This window comes from Verrucomicrobiia bacterium, assembly GCA_023953615.1.
Taxonomy (GTDB): Bacteria; Verrucomicrobiota; Verrucomicrobiia; order Limisphaerales; family JADLHS01; genus JADLHS01.
This window is the reverse complement of record JAMLJH010000002.1, coordinates 817,141-833,580: the sequence shown is the minus strand read 5'-3', so window position 1 is coordinate 833,580 and position 16,440 is coordinate 817,141. Positions and strand designations below refer to the sequence as shown.

At 57.4% G+C, this 16,440-nt stretch carries 11 protein-coding genes, 1 tRNA gene and 2 pseudogenes; 7 read left to right on the top strand and 7 right to left on the bottom strand.

Features of this window, described 5'->3' with window-relative positions:
- Window positions 1–79 precede the first annotated feature (79 nt).
- The 4 genes and pseudogenes from M9920_13890 (at window position 80) to M9920_13875 (ending at window position 3,893) form a co-directional block, all read left to right on the top strand.
- Window positions 80–1,768 carry a hypothetical protein gene (locus M9920_13890; GenBank protein MCO5053377.1) on the top strand — a complete coding sequence of 563 codons (1,689 nt, stop codon included), beginning with the start codon at window positions 80–82 and terminating at the stop codon, window positions 1,766–1,768.
- A gap of 5 nt (window positions 1,769–1,773) precedes the next feature.
- A complete protein-coding gene (locus tag M9920_13885) occupies window positions 1,774–3,135 on the top strand; it encodes an ankyrin repeat domain-containing protein (GenBank protein ID MCO5053376.1) in 1,362 nt (453 codons plus the stop codon).
- On the top strand, window positions 3,119–3,733 hold the full coding sequence (locus tag M9920_13880) for a hypothetical protein (protein ID MCO5053375.1): 615 nt from the start codon (window positions 3,119–3,121) through the stop codon (window positions 3,731–3,733). The genes M9920_13885 and M9920_13880 overlap by 17 nt, the downstream gene beginning before the upstream one ends.
- Window positions 3,696–3,893: pseudogene (locus tag M9920_13875) on the top strand (multidrug efflux SMR transporter). The gene M9920_13880 and the pseudogene M9920_13875 overlap by 38 nt, the downstream one beginning before the upstream one ends.
- A 298-nt stretch (window positions 3,894–4,191) precedes the next feature.
- Here M9920_13875 and M9920_13870 read toward each other — a convergent pair.
- From M9920_13870 to M9920_13855, 4 genes are all read right to left on the bottom strand, one after another.
- Entirely contained in the window at window positions 4,192–4,467 is a 276-nt protein-coding gene (locus M9920_13870) for a hypothetical protein (GenBank protein MCO5053374.1), read from the bottom strand.
- A complete protein-coding gene (locus M9920_13865; GenBank protein MCO5053373.1) occupies window positions 4,464–4,784 on the bottom strand; it encodes a hypothetical protein in 321 nt (106 codons plus the stop codon). The genes M9920_13870 and M9920_13865 overlap by 4 nt, the downstream gene beginning before the upstream one ends.
- Window positions 4,785–4,787: 3 nt before the next feature.
- Window positions 4,788–6,014, bottom strand: a complete 1,227-nt coding sequence (locus tag M9920_13860) for a DDE-type integrase/transposase/recombinase (protein MCO5053372.1) — start codon at window positions 6,012–6,014, stop codon at window positions 4,788–4,790.
- A 161-nt stretch (window positions 6,015–6,175) separates the two neighbouring features.
- A complete protein-coding gene (locus M9920_13855) occupies window positions 6,176–6,640 on the bottom strand; it encodes a hypothetical protein (protein MCO5053371.1) in 465 nt (154 codons plus the stop codon).
- A 304-nt stretch (window positions 6,641–6,944) separates the two neighbouring features.
- Here M9920_13855 and M9920_13850 point away from each other — a divergent pair.
- Window positions 6,945–7,079, top strand: a pseudogene (locus M9920_13850) (QacE family quaternary ammonium compound efflux SMR transporter).
- Window positions 7,080–7,121: 42 nt separating this feature from the next.
- Here the strand turns inward: M9920_13850 and recN are convergent.
- Together recN and M9920_13840 are read right to left on the bottom strand one after the other, a co-directional pair.
- Window positions 7,122–8,837, bottom strand: a complete 1,716-nt coding sequence (gene recN / locus M9920_13845) for a DNA repair protein RecN (protein ID MCO5053370.1) — start codon at window positions 8,835–8,837, stop codon at window positions 7,122–7,124.
- Window positions 8,838–8,996: 159 nt separating this feature from the next.
- Complete coding sequence (locus M9920_13840) at window positions 8,997–13,301, bottom strand: chitobiase/beta-hexosaminidase C-terminal domain-containing protein (protein MCO5053369.1); 4,305 nt, start codon at window positions 13,299–13,301, stop codon at window positions 8,997–8,999.
- A gap of 184 nt (window positions 13,302–13,485) precedes the next feature.
- On the opposite strand from M9920_13840, the gene M9920_13835 reads away from it, so the two are divergent.
- On the top strand, window positions 13,486–14,289 hold the full coding sequence (locus M9920_13835) for an MBL fold metallo-hydrolase (GenBank protein ID MCO5053368.1): 804 nt from the start codon (window positions 13,486–13,488) through the stop codon (window positions 14,287–14,289).
- Window positions 14,290–14,292: 3 nt separating this feature from the next.
- Complete coding sequence (locus M9920_13830) at window positions 14,293–15,906, top strand: TIGR03790 family protein (GenBank protein ID MCO5053367.1); 1,614 nt, start codon at window positions 14,293–14,295, stop codon at window positions 15,904–15,906.
- Between the two features lie 360 nt (window positions 15,907–16,266).
- Here M9920_13830 and M9920_13825 read toward each other — a convergent pair.
- A tRNA-Met gene (locus M9920_13825) sits at window positions 16,267–16,341 on the bottom strand.
- Window positions 16,342–16,440: the final 99 nt, after the last annotated feature.

The following is a 16,440-nucleotide window of genomic DNA, read 5'->3' as shown; positions in this document are numbered from 1 at the left end:
CAAACCCTGCCGTGGATGTTTTGTGAAAGAGTTCACCCGCACTATTGACACTCATTTGGCGTGGCGGTAGAACACGGTCATGTCTCGGGCGTTGCGAATTCAATATCCAGGTGCGGATTGGCGCGACCGCGTCGCAGGCATCACGCACAAGATGAGTAGTGGGGCGGTGCTGGCATCGTTTGCGTACGTGCGCAATGCCGGTGGTGAACCGAACAAGATCACGCGGGAGGATGGAACTTACGCCGTGCTTGGATACGACGCCGCGCTTCGATTGACCAACGAAGTGTATTACAGTTCGGGCGGTGTGCCGCAGACGACCAACAGCTACGGTTACGATGCGTCCGGCAGCCGCATCAAGCTGGTGAAAGGCGGGTTGACGCTGACCAACAGTGTGAGCGGCGGGTATCAAATCACGGCCGTCAAAAATGCCGCCAACGGCAGCACTTTGGAAAACTACACCTATGACAGCGGTGGGCGGGTGACGCAAATCAATCGGGACAGCGCCACCCTCAATCTCGGCTACAATACGGCTGACCAAGTGACGGCGGTGACGAACGGAGCAAGTTGGGTGACATATCAGCACGATGCGAGTGGCCGGAGAACCTTCTCGACGAACAGCGCAAGTGAAATGCGGAAGTTCCTCGTTGCTCCTACGCCGGGCAGCGACTTGGAAAGTCCGCTTCTGGTAGCCGATGCCAGTGGTGCGGTGCAACAAGGCTACGTGTATCTGGGAGACGACCCCATTCTGCGGTTCGATGAAAATGGCAACGCCGTTTATTATCTTGAGGATGCGATGGGAAGCGTGGCGGCGTTGGTGAACGCGAGCCAGACGAAGATTGCGAGCATCAATTACGATGGGTTTGGGAACGTGCGGAATCAGAGCGGGACAACTGCTGCGCCGACCGGCACGGGTGGGGATTTCCGCTTCCACGGTGCGTGGTTGGAAGAACAGAGCGGCCTCTACCACATGCGGGCGCGGGAATACGATGCGCGCATGGGGAGGTTCACGAGCAGGGATCCAAACCCGGGCAACTTCAAGACACCTGACACCTTGAACCCGTATTCATACGCCAATTCAAATCCCTCAATTTTTAGTGACCCAAGCGGACGTTTTACGTTGATTGAGGTTAACATTGTCAGCGGGAAGCAAGCAGCACTTGCAGCATTCAAGGGAATTGCAACCACCCAAGGTCGGAAAAAGGCACTCAAGGTTTTGGGAAATCTTGTTAAAGATGAGGCGCTGAAACGGATTAAGAACTTCTTTCCGATGCCAGATATGCTTTCATCATTTGAACAAGGCGAGAAGGTGTCTAAAAGCCTCACTAGTCTAATTTGCGACAATCTCGATGTCCCAGACTGGTTATTCCTGGAGGTGCCGATTTTCACAGATGGGACACCGCATGCCGATGGGTTTAACTGCAAAGACGGAATTGACTTCAAAGAACTGGGGAGTTTCATCAGTCAAGGTATCCCTCGTGCTGATTTTGTTCTTGGCCACAATGAACCAACCGAAGGCAAAACGTGGGTGGTTGGGGAGATCAAATCTAGCGCCAAGACTTTATACGACCAGTATGGCGGAACTCAAGAACCGCCGCAGTTTCAGGCCATGATGAACTATGCTGCTGGTCATGTGCATTCGCGGACAGCGCTGATCATTTGTGCGATCAGAGGAAAAGGCGCTCCGTCAAACGAGATCATACAGGCTCAGGTGGTATTTAAGGGTATGAAAAAGGGCGCATTGCCACTAGTCGTCATTGTTTTTGAATAATTCTCATGGCTACCAACTCGGATTTCGCTCAAGCCGTCTCGGACAATGCAGTTTCAGTTGTCAGGGACTTCTTACGGCAAGGCGAGTGTCCGAGTGACTACGTTTGCTTCTTGGCAGTCCGCCACAAAGCCAATTCTGTATTGCGGATTCTGATTGAGGCTGGCGCAGACCTGGGCGCAGTAGAACATCCTAAGGGTGGTGGGTGCACGCTGTTGATGAGGGCCATATATGCGAAGAATAGGCAGGCATTTCGAATGTTGTTGAAAGCAGGCGCTTCGATAAACAAACGAGGCTCGTGGGAATACCCGATCCATATTGCCTCTCAAGAGGGCTCCGTTGACTTCACCAAAGCCTGTATTGCGGCAGGTGCCAAGCTCGATTTGCGAGATTCTTCAGGGAACACTCCGCTGATGGCCGCTGCTCGTTTCGGGCGACCCGATGTTGTCAAGCTATTGCTGAAGGCGGGAGCGAATCCGCGTGTTCGAGATCGGGTTGGCCAGACCGCCTATGAGATTGCTGAGGACTCTAATGAGCCCGAGGTGGTTCGATTACTCGAACCAGTTTCGCAGAGAAAACCTCCACGTCGCCAGGGAGTTTCTGCATTATTTGAGGCTGTTTCGAAGCAGGACATGGGGGCTGTAGAAAAGTGTTTGGCGAAAGGTGTTGATGTTAATGCAAGAGATCGTCTAGGACGTTCACCTTTGGAAAAAGCTATCGCACTTGGTGCGGTTCCTTTTGTGCGACGTTTGATTGAGGCGGGGCTGGATTTGAACAAAGTTGATCCAGAAGGCACTTCGTTCTTAGAAGGTGCAATGAGAGCCGAGCAATGGGAGATAGCCAAGCTGTTATTGTGCGCAGGGGCTGTTCCAAATCCACTCGGAAATCGCTTGGGAGATCCTATCCAAACCGCGATTTATTCGCGCGATGTTAGTTTGCTAGAACTGTTGGTGAGCAAAGGGTCAAATCCTAGAACCTCGGGGCTGCTAATTTCGGCTGCTCGTGCCAAGCGAGTGGAAATGGTCCGTTACCTTCTTTCCAAAGGTGCCGATGCGAATGAGCAGGATTCCGATGGTTGGACCCCATTGTTTTGGGCTCTCTTTAACCCGCTGTCACTGCCAGGGACAAAATCTCGTGGAAGAAGGATTCGGCCCATAGGGGCAACGCCCGCAGCTTATCCGAAGCTAAATGGCCAAAAAGAGATGGTGAAGTTGTTGATCAAGCACGGTGCAGACTTAAGCCATGTGACCGAGAAAGGGGAAACGGCCCTGACGCTGGCAAGTTCGCTGTCACTTGTCCGATTGATGAAGAACGCGGGGGCAAAACCAGGAACAGGAGGCGGAGGAATATCCCGTGGCGATCACGGATGAGGGCAATCGCACCCGGCGCTATGATTACGACAGTTTGGGCCGGTTGTATCGCGCCACGGATTTGAGCGGGGCAACGTGGTGGACGAATCAGTTTGATGCGGAGACGGGCGCGTTGACCAACGTGCTGAGTCCGACGGGCGAGACGTTGAGCTACACGTATGATGACCTGGATAACGTAAAGAGCATCCGGTTTGGGGACGGGAATTCGCTCACGAACTTCTACAACGAAGAGAATCGGTTGAGCGGGGTGCGGCTGCCCACGGGCGTGGCGTTGACCAACCATTACGACTTTGCCGGTCGCCTGACCAATCGGAGTTCGACGCTTGGCGAGACGGCGAGCTTCGAGTATAACGGCAACGACGCTGTGACGGTGATGACGGACAACACGGGTGGAACGACCAACCGGTATGACGCTGCCGGGCGGTTGTGGGGGATTGATTACCCGAGCGGCGCAGTTGAACTCGACACGCCAACCATTACAGGAAGTGTGCCACCGAAAAATGATTTGGCCCCGGAAGAGCTTCTCGCCTCCGAACGCTTTTCATGCGAAGCTCCGCGTTATGGCTTGGATTTTCCTCCTTATTGCGGGCGCGTTTGAAATCGGTTGGGCGATTGGTCTGAAATACACGGACGGCTTCACGCGGTTCTGGCCGAGCGTCGCTACAGCCATCGGCATGATTCTGAGCTTCGTATTGCTCGGGCAGGCGCTCAAATCCATTCCCATTGGGACTGCGTACGCCGTCTGGACCGGAATTGGCTGTTACGAACTTTTTTGACATCGTAAAACTTGCCGAACTGGCGTCGTAAGGTTTTTGGCCGTTTGACCGCACTGGCATCGTAATTCGTAGCCGAATAGCCGCGCTCTGATCGTAAGGTTATGACGCGGCTGGTTCATTTTTAGATTTTCAAGTGACTGGAGGATTTCTCACCACATTGGCATCGTAAGTGACCGCTACTCTGGCGGTTTGCCGCACTGGCGTCGTAAGGCCGGGATTTTGCCGGTGCAGCGGCGTTTGGCCGAACTGGCGTCGTAGCGTTATGACGCCAGCGGCTGGATTATGTGCCGGTGATCTGGCGCATGGCGTCGTGGAAGGACAGGCCAAGAACTTGGACGTGGAAGTCAATGGCGTTGCCGGCCAGATTGCGTTCGGGCCAGCGCCAGTAACTGTCTTTGACGATGAGGCCGGGATAGGCGGGCAAAATAAAATTGCCCGCCGCGCGGGCGATGAGTTCCAACTTGCGTTGCTGGAGCAGCGGCACCAGCGGGGCGAGCCGGGCGGCGCGGATTTGCGCGCGCGACCACCGGACATTTTTAAGCGATGGGCTGGTCACAGTCTTTTCTCCAATGGGGTTGAATGGTCGCGGCCTTCAAACTCGATCTGAAAGGCTTCGCAGAGGATGCGGAGCGTGTTGTGGTAAGTGTGCAAGGTGCGGTTGACCACGGGCGTGATCATGCGTTTGGGGTCGTGGGTCAGGAGCGTTTGTTTGAGGACGCTTTTGCCGGTGCCGGGTTCGCCGAGCACCAGACACAAACCGCCTTGCTGGGCATGGACGCGGAGGATGTCGAAGATTTCCTGCTGGTGGGCCAGCAGCGTGAGGGCTTCCGGGTCAAAGGGATTGCGTTGGAGCCCAAAATGGGAGCGGATCATAAATTAAATTTCAGTTGGCGGGTTGAGCGGTTTTCTGTCGTTAGCGATGGCATCGAGCAAACGCGCTTCGCCCATGCGCTCGCCTTTGTAATAAACCACCACGCGACTGACCGGCTGCGAACGCTGGAAACGAATGTGGATGGTGCGATCCGGCAAGTGACGTGGCGCTTCCCAGCGAAGCGATTTGAACGCGAAAGTGTTGTCGGCGCGGACATGGCGCTCTTCCTCGACAAAGAACAACTCATCGTTGGCCTCATTTGGCGGCAGAAAGCGAACCCACTTGCGATCCAGCGCGTAGCGATCCAGCGGACTCATGCCCAGCACGGAATGCAGTTGGGCGTTGTAATGCTCCTCGACCCACTGCGTGAACTGGCGATTGAGCGCGTCGAGCGAACTCAAATCCAGGTCGCGCGCTAAAAACTGGTCGCGGACGGTTCGGAAAAACCGTTCGATTTTTCCTTTGGCCGCGCCATCCCTGACCGGTGTGTGATGCAGCAGGCAGCCGACCCGGGCGCAGATCTGGATGATTTCCTTGGAGCTGTAAATCGAGCCGTTGTCCACATACAGCGCGTGGGGCACGCCGCGTTTGTAAAACGCCGCGCGGAGCGATTCGATCAGGGCGTCCACATTTTCGGCCGGGAAGAACTGGCCGTGACAGCAGACGCGCGAAGCATCGTCCAAAAAGGCGATCAGCCGCGTTTGCACCGGCACGCCGTTGATGGTTACAAACGGGCCGCAGAGCGTGTCGGCCTGCCACATTTCGTTGGCGTGGGCCTTGGCAAAAGCCAGCCGGATTTTCTTGCTGGCCTCGGCGTCAGGTTTGAGCAGTTCAAACTCCCGCACCAGCCGGTTGAAGGTGTTGGGTGCAATTTGGGAACGGGTGATGAGTCCGGCCTCAATGCACAGCCGGTAGAGCAAGGCCCGCGCCGGAGCTTTGCCGTGAACCTTGGGCAACACCTTTTGCACCGCGTCCAGCACGTCTTCGATCACCACCTTGCGGCGTTTGCCCTTGTCGGAGCGCGGCTGGTTTTCCATGACGGTCACGCCATGTTTCTGATAACGCGAATACCAGGTCTGGATCGTGCGCCAGGTGAACTGGCGCGAGTGGCCTTCCTCGTCGGTGAAGGTCATCTGGCTGACGGCCCGGATGCGGGCCTGAATCGAGTTGCCCGCGGCCATGTCAATGGCCCCGAGCACCCGCATTTTCAAATAGGCGGTGGGATTTCGCATGAGTCATTATTTAGTGGAGTGGTTGGCATTCACGCCGGCGACGCTACCGGACACCGGGCACCAACAGGGATGGGATTGTCGTGTTGTCGCCGGTCCGCAAAACCCGCCGGCAAAATTCCGACGTGATAATTCGGCAAAAGTCAGCGGCTGTGCTGGCCGGTTTATCCCAAAAACGGACGTTGAAACCGGAGTTGAAAGGCTGCCGGTGGACACTCATGGTCAGGAAAGACGGCCCGCAGATGTTCCACAGTTTGCAGCAACGGATCGGTGTGTGCGCTGACCGGCGGCGATTGTTCCCGGCAAAGCCGCGTTCGCACCGAAGCCAGGCACCGCCGCAGTCCGCGCCGCAACCGATAGAACGCTTCCACGGCAAAAGGCAGACGCGATTTTTCCACGGCGGCTTTGATCGAAAGTCCGGCCAGCAGTTCCAGCAGCCACCGCCACACCAGCGAAGCGGTCAACGTGTGTCGTGGTAAAATCTCCGCCAGCAGGATGGAAAATGTTTTGCCACAGCCGCCACGCAGCCCGCGATTGGTACAAAACACCCGCTGACCACGGACGAGTTGGCCGCTGGTTTTGGCCGGATCATTGCCACGAAGAATGCTGTGCCGATTCAGTGTTTCCACTTGACCGCAGCGGGGACAGCGCTGCTGCTTGAGCGAAAAAGCGACTCCTTCAACGCGGGTTCATCGCGTACAAAACGAAAAGGCCGGTGAGACATTTCAACTGCTTGCCCAAAGCTCACTGCCACCGTCAAGCTTTTTTACGGCCCCGCTGACGGCGCAACTCGGTTGAGTGAGATAATGGAAAAGGGAAGGACGGCACACTGACGGCGCTTTGGCCGCGCTGAGATCGTAAACTCACCCGAGCTTATGACCCCAATTCGGCCAGAAAACGGCACTTCTTACGACGGCACTGCGGCACTTAACAATTGGCGCGGTCGGCACGGCGTTGATCGGAATGTTTTGCTTTGGTGAATCGCGTGAAGTCCTGCGCCTCGTCTGCATCGGATTGATCGTCGCGGGAGTGGTGGGACTCAAACTCGTCGCGCCGAACGGACATTGAGTGCGGCCACAGGAAAGCTGAAATCACCCCAACATCGTTCGCTCACTCCAGCAAGGTTTCCGCGTGTTTCCGGGCCGCGCCGCTTTGGCCACCCAACATCCGGGCCAGTTCGGTCACGCGCGCTTTCGGGTCGAGCCGGGTAATTTCGGAAATGGTCCGGCCCGCCTTCACCTGCTTGGTGACGACATAATGCGCGGCGGCGGCCGCCGCCACCTGCGGCAAATGCGTGATGCACAGCACCTGATGTTGCGCGGCGATCTGTTTCATTTTCTCGCCGACGGCATGCGCGGTTTCACCGCCGACGTTGGCGTCCACTTCGTCAAAGATCAGCACGGGGATTTCGTCCTGGGCTGCCAACACGGTTTTCAATGCCAACATGACGCGAGCCATTTCGCCCGAGGAAGCAATGGCGCGCAACGGCTTCAACGGTTCGCCGACGTTGGGTGAAAATTGAAACTCGATCTCATCAAAACCCGAAGCGCGCCACTTTCCATTTGCGGCGCCCGCGGCGGTATGAGCGGCAAGCGCCGACTCCAATTTCACTTCAAACCGGGACTGTTTGAAGCCGAGATCGGCCAACTGACGCATGGCGGCCTGAGTCAACTGAGGAATGGCTTTTTTTCGCCCAGCGGTCAGTTTGCGCCCAATTTCAACCAACTCCCGCTCCATCTGACTCGACGCCGCCGCCAAGCGCGCGAGTTCGGCATCGCGAGATTCCAGAGTTTGCAATCGGGCGCGCGCCGAAGCGCCGAAAGCCAGGACCGCGCCGAGGTTGGGGCCGTACTTGCGTTTCAACGCATTGATGAGATTCAAGCGTTCCTCCAATTCGTTCAGCCGCGCCGGATCCACCTCCACCCGGTCGGCGTAGCGCAGCAGCGCCGTCTGCAACTCGCGCCAGGCAACAATCCCCTGCTCGTGCAATTCCGTCAGCGGCGTCGCCCCCGCGTCCACCCGTTGTAACTCTTGCAGAATGCGACCAATACTTTCCGCCTGCGACAGCAACGCCCCATCGCCTTCCGCGAGTCCGTCCAACGCGGTCTGGCTCAACTGCAACAGACGCGCCGCGTTGCTGGCGCGATGATGCTCCGCCACGAGCGCTTCCTCCTCATCTGGTTGCAGCCGGGCCGCTTCGATTTCCTGCACTTGAAAGCGTAATAAATCCAACTGCTGCGCGTAGGTCTTTTCATCGCCAACCAGCGCCGCCTTTTCCGCTTCCAAACTGGCAATTTGCCGCACCAGCGCGGCAAACTCGGCGCGCGATTGCTCGAGTCCACCAAAGGCGTCGAGGATGGTCAGTTGCTTGGCTGGTTGCAGCAAGGATTGATGATCATGCGGTCCGTGCAGGTCCACAAGCCACGCGCCGATCTCGGCCAAATTGCTCAACGTCGTGGCGGAGCCGTTGATGAACTGGCGGTTCGCCCCCGCGTTGGTGAAAGTGCGTTTCAGAATCAACTGCCCCGCTTCGCACGGCTCAAGCCCGTTCGCCGCCAACCATTCCGGCAACTCGCGTTTCAGCAAGATGGCCCGGCGCGAAGCCATCACGTCGCGCAAATCGAATACCGCTTCGACTGCGCAGGAATCGCTGTCGGCACGAATCAACGCCCGGTCCGCGCGCTGGCCCAGCACGAGATTCAACGCGCCAAGAATAATGGATTTGCCCGCGCCGGTTTCACCGGTGATGACGTTGTAACCCGATTGGAGTTCCAACGTCAGATCACTGACCAGTGCCAGGTTCTTGATACGGAGCGTTGCGAGCATGTCTGCGTCCGCGAGAATTTGCGGATGCGGCCATTTTTCGGCAATGGCAAAATGCAATCGTGCGCAATCTCGAAAATGCAATCCGGCCGCGTTTTGCGTTTACCCGACGCCATGACGCCAGGTTTTCAGAGCGCGAACTGAATTCCGTCGCTTCTCAACTCACCCCGGCGGCAGTGGAATAATTTTGAGCCGATAGAACCGTTGTTGGGTGGATGGCGCGGGGTCGTGAATGGTGATCCAACCGGATTCCGTCGCCGGAGGAAAATCCGCCCGCGAATCAAAAAGAACGGTGGCGTTGGACCAATCGGTGACGTCGAAGACGGATTCAACGACATAAGCGATGTCGTTGCGTCCGGAGTCGAAGGGAAAGCGGATCGCCGGTGCGGAAGCCGATCCCACAAATTGTGGCGCCCGCTCCGCCGGATTATCCGTCAGGCCCAAACCCAGGGCGTAGCGCAGTAAATTGGACACACCACTGTGAAGCGGATCGGCGCCGGGGCCGGCGATTTCGGGATCGGCAAGATCGGCGGGATCTGGAAACGCGGCCGCCTGCCAGGCCGCAAATGAAACCGGCGCTCCCTCCACGCGAACTTCCAGGGTGCGCCCAAACACTTGGCCGCCGCCAAAATCGGCCGCCTCCGCCACGGTGGTGATTTGAACCGTCCCAAGCTCGGACCATGTTTGATCCTTAAACTGCCGTGATCCTTCCGGGTCCAGAACCCAAACGTGTTGGGGCGCGGCAGTCACCGCCGCCGACAGATCCAGTGCGTAAGGCAGAAAATAACCGCCGCGGAATCTGGCGTCAGGCGCGGGGGCCACGGGTAGAAAGACCTCGATTGCCGCCACAGCGGTGGGAGGATTGGCGAGCAGCAACACCCCGTTGGCAATTGGAGTTTGACCATAATTCGGCGAGCCAGTTTTTGTAAATACGAACTGCTGCGTCAAACCGGTGATGGACGGGGCGCTCAAAATTTCTTCCAAGCACAGCGTTCCCGTTCCGCTCAAAGCACCCGCACTACCCGCACCGGTGAGTAACGCCGGAGCCGCAACATTGATGGGCGCTTCAACGTCGCCGGAAAGGAGGAGCGAACCATTATCCACCTGAATCGCGCCAATTGAAACCGGATCATTTGCAGCCAGTTCCAAAGTGCCGCCGCCGGATTTGGTGAGCGGTTGCGCACCACTCACTGCTCCCGCCAGCGTGAGCCGATTGCGACTGCCGGCCACATGCACTTCACTTGGCGCGGTCAGCACAATTGAATTGGTGAGTAAGGCTTGATTGTTGCCCGAGCCGGGATCGTAACGCAGCGCGCCCAATCGGCCTTGCGCTTGCCCCTCGGAAATTTCCGCTCCGCGTCCGGCCCCCGCCAGCGAGATCGGTCCACCAAAAGTGTAAAGGCGCGGTTCGCCGGGATCGCTGCCCGAAGTCAAACGAAGCTGGCCACCTGATTGAACCGAAACCGACGAGGACGCAATGGGCGCGGCCGGTCCAGTCACCTGTAACACGCCTTGCTCAATCACGGTGCTTCCGGTGTAAGTTTTGGCATCGCCAGTCAGAGACGCGATCCCGAGACCGGCTTTGATCAATCCTCCCGGCCCGGACCAGTTGTTACGCAAACGCAGCGCGCCGTAATCCGCGTCGCCCACCAGATTGGTAACAGTCAACTGGAGATCCGATTGCAAATTCACTCCCGCACCAACGTCGAACTCCACGTAACCACTGCCGTCGCCGCCCACTTCAATCAACGCCGGACCATTCGTCTGTTGGAACGTGAGCGAGTTGTCCGTGCCCTGATCCCGAACCCGATTCCGCGTCGTGGCTTCACCCTGCGGAAACTGAATCACGCCCACCGTGACGGGCGCGCGCAGATTCACATTGCGATCCGCATCGGCTGGCGGAATGGCCACGGCCTGACCGATATCATTCGGATAAGGCAACGGCGCGCTGGACCAATTATCATCCACAGTCCAATCCCCGCTACCCGTCGGGAGGAAGACTGGAACCGACGTTGGCACGATGAACGACGCGACGATGACCGGACTCCAATCGCCGCTCTCACTCCGCACCCGCGCCTGCACCGTGGTCGTTTGTTGGATCGTGATGGGATTTGTGTAAGCCGTGCCCGCGATGGCGCCGCCCAGCGCGCGGGGATCGGTTCCGTCCGTCGTAAAATAAATCGTGCCGTAACCATTGGGATTACTGAGATTGAGAGCCAGGCCGCTCGCCACCACCCCGCCGAGGTGGCTGAGGCTCGGAGCGATCAAACTGGGCCAGAGGTTTTGAGCGGACAATTGCGTGAAATAAATATCGCGACGGGTGTCATTGACGATCCAGGCATTGTAAAAGCTGTCATTCACCGCACTGCCCTGAACTTCAAGCATGATTGGGTTGATCGCGGCCCGCAGCGTTTGGTAGATGGCTTGAATGTTGGTGCTCACCAACGCGCCATCATTGAAGAAATGTTTCTGTACCCGATCCGCGAAGCGCAGCCGGAATTCTGGAGAAACCCGCAGCAACGTGTACAACGCGGGAATGTAGTTGTCGCCCGTCGTGCCAGCGTTGCCAATGATGAGATCGCTGGTGAAGCTGTTGTAGTCCGGGTTCCTTCCGCTTTGCCCAAAACTGCCCTCGGCATCCCACACGTAAAAACGCCAGCGCCCCGATTCACTGCGTTCACGAGCGGCCACCCAGTTGTTGTTGGGCCAATCCCACATCGCGCTGAACGAATTGAGGATCAGGTAATCAATGTAGTTGTCCACCTCCAGGTAATCGGAAACCTGCCGGTACGCCTCCGGATCCGAAAGATTCGCACCGCGCACATAGGCCAGGGTCTTTTTCCAGTGGGTCGCGTTGCCGCTGGTAAAGTCGTTGACCTGTTGGACATCCCAAGCTTCGGAGCTTTGATAATGTTCCTGCATGAAGGCTTCGCGTAAATGCTCGCACAAATTGTAGTACCCTTTGAACACGCCGTTGATGTAAAGCGTGTTGAACGTGCCCAAGCTGCCTTGTTGCCCCATGGCGATAAACAACCGCCGCACCCACTCGTCGAGGATGAATGGATTCTGGATGTCGTTCTTGCCGGCGCGGACGCGGATATCCTTGAAGCGGGTCGTCGCGGCATCGGCGAAGAATGGATATTCCTGCGGACGCTCACCCCACTCAGAGCGGAAGTAAAGGTTGAAGGACGGTTTACGCATGAAGGAAGGAGTAAAGCGCGCCGAAGGCGCATCGGTCAGCGTGTAGCGCGGCCGGGAATACGGACTGCCCGAAAGCCGCACCCCGAGATCGGTTCGCAACGGTTCACCGTTCAACGGATAAAACTCCAACGTGCCGGGCTTCTCGCTGGCACGCCCCAGTAACATGGGAAAGTTAAAGGCCGCCGTATCATTATTCGCCGTCCAGGTACCCGCCACGTACGTTCCGCCTTTAATGGCAAAGATGCCCTCCCCGAGGGCCGGACCACCACTGGCATTGGGTCCGTAATAAGTCAACGCCGGATCACCTCCCAAACACAACGCGGCAAGCGACTTCTTCGCCGCCGTCTCCTGCATCAAATACGTATGCGTGACGATGCGCGACGGAGCCGCTCCCGACCGCACCGCACGCGCGCGCACAATCTGATCGGTCGTGATGGAAAGCGGACCGGTGTAGAGCAGACCGGGATTGGGTTCGCTGCCGTCCAAAGTGTAACGAATCTCTGCGTCCGACGGCGTCGTGCTCAAGGTGAGCGAAAAGGAAGCCTCATGAAATCCGTAATCCAAGACGCCGCCCGACGGCTCCACCAAGCCGGGGAAGTATTTCCAATCAGAGCCTTGCGTCACCAGCGTGGCCCCGCCGACGAGTTGCAGATCGGCCAGAAAGAGCAGCGTGTCTCCCACCGAGCCGCCGACCGCTTGGTTGTGGACTTGAACGCAAAGCACGTTTTCGCCCTCGATCAGTTGGGTGTTGGCCGCGCCTATGTTAATCGTTTCCGCAGCAGCCGTTGTGGATCTGGGGTTGAACGCCGTTTGATCGTGGAAAGCGAACATGCCCGGATTACCCATATTGCGCCGCGCGATTTCCCGGCCATTCAGAAAAGCGATGAAGCCGTCATTGTAACGCAACGTGAAAAACAGCGCCGCGCCACTGGCCGCTTGCGCCGCCGTGACGCTAAATGATTTGCGTAGGTAAAGCGACGCGGCCCGTTGTTTAACCATCCCCGCCACATCGGTCCCCAAGGTGACGCCACTGAAGCTTCCAAAACCAAATGGCCCTGGACCAGAACGCCACTGCGAATCGTCATAAGCCAGAGACGGCCATGAAGTCGTGTTCCCGATCCACGGGTACTGACCGCTTGCTCGTTGCAGCGTCCGCTCGGCAGAGGTCGCCACCACTTCGTTCAAATAAACCTGTCCGCAGGTTAAGTGGACTCCAAGGTTGATGATGAGTAACACACCGCTCCAAGTCGTAACGCGCCAAGGCATGGAGGGACTGTTCCATCCGAACCACCCCCTTTCAAGGTTAAACTCCCGTAATTCCCGGCTTTTTTTCAGAGAATCCTGAGTGAAGCCATGTCCGTTCGCTTACCAAAACAGTAAATTGAATCCGCCTTTGAAAAGGTTCGCGATACCTTGTCGGGCGATATAAACTCGCAGGAGATTTGGTTCTATGGCGTTCTCTTTGTTATTTCTCGGCAGTGGCACCTCGCAAGGCGTGCCCATCATTGGACGTGATTATCCGCCCGAATTTCTGGCCAATCCCAAAAACTGGCGCACCCGGCCTTCGGCTTACGTCGCCACCGACCAGGTCCGCCTCTTAATTGACACCTCCCCCGAACTGCGCATCCAGGCGTTGCGGGAAAAGATTCATCAAGTGGATGCGGTGCTGGTGACGCATGGACACGCGGATCACATCATGGGCATGGACGATTGCCGGCGGTTCTGCGACCTGAATGGCGATCGCACCTTGCCGGTGTATGCCAGCGCGGAAACCATGGACGTTCTGCGGCGCGTGTTCAAATATGCGTTCCACGATGGGCCGTGGCCCAAGGGTTACTTCATGCCGCAACCCCACGAAATCACCGGCCCATTTAGCATTGGCGATTTGGAAATCGTTCCTCTGCCCTTGCCCCACGGTCGGTTCACGACCACCGGATTTTTGTTCCGGCAAAACGGCGTCAAACGGCTCGCTTACTTGAACGATTGCAAGGAAGTTCCGCCGGCCGTGGTGGAACAAGTTCAAGGCACGGACATCGTGGTGCTCGATGCGTTGCGCTTGGCGCCGCATCCCACCCACATGTGCCTGGACGAAGCGCTCACCGCCGCGCGACGCATTCGCGCCAACCACACTTATCTCACGCATCTCACCCAGGATTATGACCACGACAAAACTCAGGCCGAGCTGCCCCCGGATATCTGGCTCGCGTGGGACGGTTTGAAAGTGGAAAGTAACGGAGCCATCTCCTCCGCCTAAAAATTGAAACCCAACCGCCTCTTCATCCTGATCGGCTGGTGGCTGCTGACCAGTGCGGTTTCGCTATGGGCCGACGGCTCGGAAGTGGTAGTGGTTTACAATCGCAAATTGGACGAATCCAAATCGCTCGCTTACTATTACGCGCGCCTCCGCCAGGTGCCCCAGGAACAGGTGCTCGGCTTTGAATTGTCCGATGGCGAAACCATGTCTCGCGGTGAATTTCGCGGACAGCTCCAACTCCCGTTGCAACAGCAACTGCAGGAATTGAAGCTCTGGCAAATCGGCAAAGGCGAACTGCCCGACACCAACAACACCCGACGCGTGGTGGCGCGCAAAGTCGTGGCGTCCAAAATCCGCTATCTGGTTTTGTGCTACGGCGTGCCGTTGAAAATCCGCCGCGATAACGAGTTGTCCGAACCCATCGCCGCCACGTTGCGACCGGAACTGCGCCGCAATGAAGCCGCCGTGGATAGCGAGCTGGCTTGTCTGCCGCTGGCCGCGCAAGGTTATCCGCTCACCGGACCAACGCTGAACCTATTCTACGGTGTCACCAACGCCGCCGAATTCCACCCCACCAACGGCATTTTAATCGTCGCCCGACTCGACGGCCCCAACGCCGCCATCGCGCGCGGTCTGGTGGACAAGGCGTTGGAGGCGGAACGCGATGGTCTGTGGGGCCGCGCCTATTTTGATGTGCGCAACATTTCCGATCCCAGCTACAAACCGGGCGATGATTGGATTCGCGAAGCGGCAAAAATGTCTCAGGTTGCGGGCTTCGACACCACGATTGATGAAAACGGGGCCACGTTTCCAGTCGGCTTCCCCATGAGTCACATCGCGCTTTACATGGGTTGGTATCAGGAAAACGTGAGTGGCCCCTTCACGCTGCCGCGCGTGGAGTTTATGCCCGGTGCGTTTGCCTATCACCTGCATTCCTACAGCGCAAATTCCTTGCGCACCACCGAACGTCACTGGGTCGGGCCGTTGCTCGCCAAAGGCGCCACCTGCACGATGGGCTGCGTGGATGAACCTTATCTGAGCGGCACTCCGGACCTCGGCGTTTTTACCAGCCGCTGGTTATTGCTTGGATTCGACTTCGGCACGGCCAGCTACGCCGCGCAACCGGTGCTTTCCTGGCAAACCACCGTGGTGGGCGATCCGCTTTACCGCCCGGCCAAAACCTCCCTGCAAGAACACTTTCAAACCTTCACCACGCAAACGAATCGCCTTGCGGAATGGGCCATCGAGCGCGTGATCAATTTGAACCGCGAGCGGGGCATGAACTTGAGCGAACTCACCGCGTTCCTCGAAAGCACGCCCTTGACCAGACCGAGTGCGGTGCTATCCGAGAAATTGGCGGAACTCTACTTCGCTCAAGGCAAACCCAGCTCCGCCATCCTGATGTATGAACGAGCGCTCGAACACAACCCATCCCCGCAACAACGCCTGCGCTTGCGATTGGAATTGGGTCGGCACCTGACGGACGCGGGACGCAACGCCGATGCGATTCACGATTACGAGCAACTCCTTGCCGAAATTCCCGATTACGCCGACGCCGCCTCCATCCGACAAAAGATCAATTCTCTCGCCCCCGCCTCGGAAGCAAAATCCCGTTAAGTGAATCAAACGGACCGCACAGCAGCTCAAAGGAAACGTTGATTTAACCTGCCGACGCGCGCAATTCGGTTTTACCACGTTGGTCTCCGATGAGGTTGCGTTCCTTCCGAAATCCTTTCCGTTTGCGTACTTGGGAAATCAAACGCAGGTCAATGCAATCGGCTCAATCACACCGCGACAACGGGAAACACCAGATTGGGCAGGCGTGTATGGTGGTGAAAATCTCCGTTTCAGAATTGCCCGAGAACTCAAGCGTAATAAAAAACGCTACGAGCAATCATCGGAGTGTGGCAAAGTGGTTCGGGACTGGCCGCTAACAAGACGGCCTGCGCCCGTTACCAGCGCAAGCCGTTGAAAACATGGTGCCAGAGGCAGGAATTGAACCTGCGACCAAAGGCTTATGAGTCCTCTGCTCTACCCCTGAGCTACTCTGGCCACCGGGAGCGATAATTTTCCGAACGCTTCGGCTCATGTCAAACCCAATGCTCCGAAACGTGGAATAAATACGGGTAATTCCCAACCATCCCCTGCCCC

Coding starts and splice junctions, on each gene's coding strand:
- M9920_13885 (MCO5053376.1), top strand. CDS start 1,774: ATGGCTACCAACTCGGATTTCGCTCAAGCCGTCTCGGACAATGCAGTT.
- M9920_13865 (MCO5053373.1), bottom strand. CDS start 4,784: ATGATCCGCTCCCATTTTGGGCTCCAACGCAATCCCTTTGACCCGGAA.
- recN (MCO5053370.1), bottom strand. CDS start 8,837: ATGCTCGCAACGCTCCGTATCAAGAACCTGGCACTGGTCAGTGATCTG.
- M9920_13835 (MCO5053368.1), top strand. CDS start 13,486: ATGGCGTTCTCTTTGTTATTTCTCGGCAGTGGCACCTCGCAAGGCGTG.
- M9920_13840 (MCO5053369.1), bottom strand. CDS start 13,301: ATGCCTTGGCGCGTTACGACTTGGAGCGGTGTGTTACTCATCATCAAC.
- M9920_13890 (MCO5053377.1), top strand. CDS start 80: ATGTCTCGGGCGTTGCGAATTCAATATCCAGGTGCGGATTGGCGCGAC.
- M9920_13860 (MCO5053372.1), bottom strand. CDS start 6,014: ATGCGAAATCCCACCGCCTATTTGAAAATGCGGGTGCTCGGGGCCATT.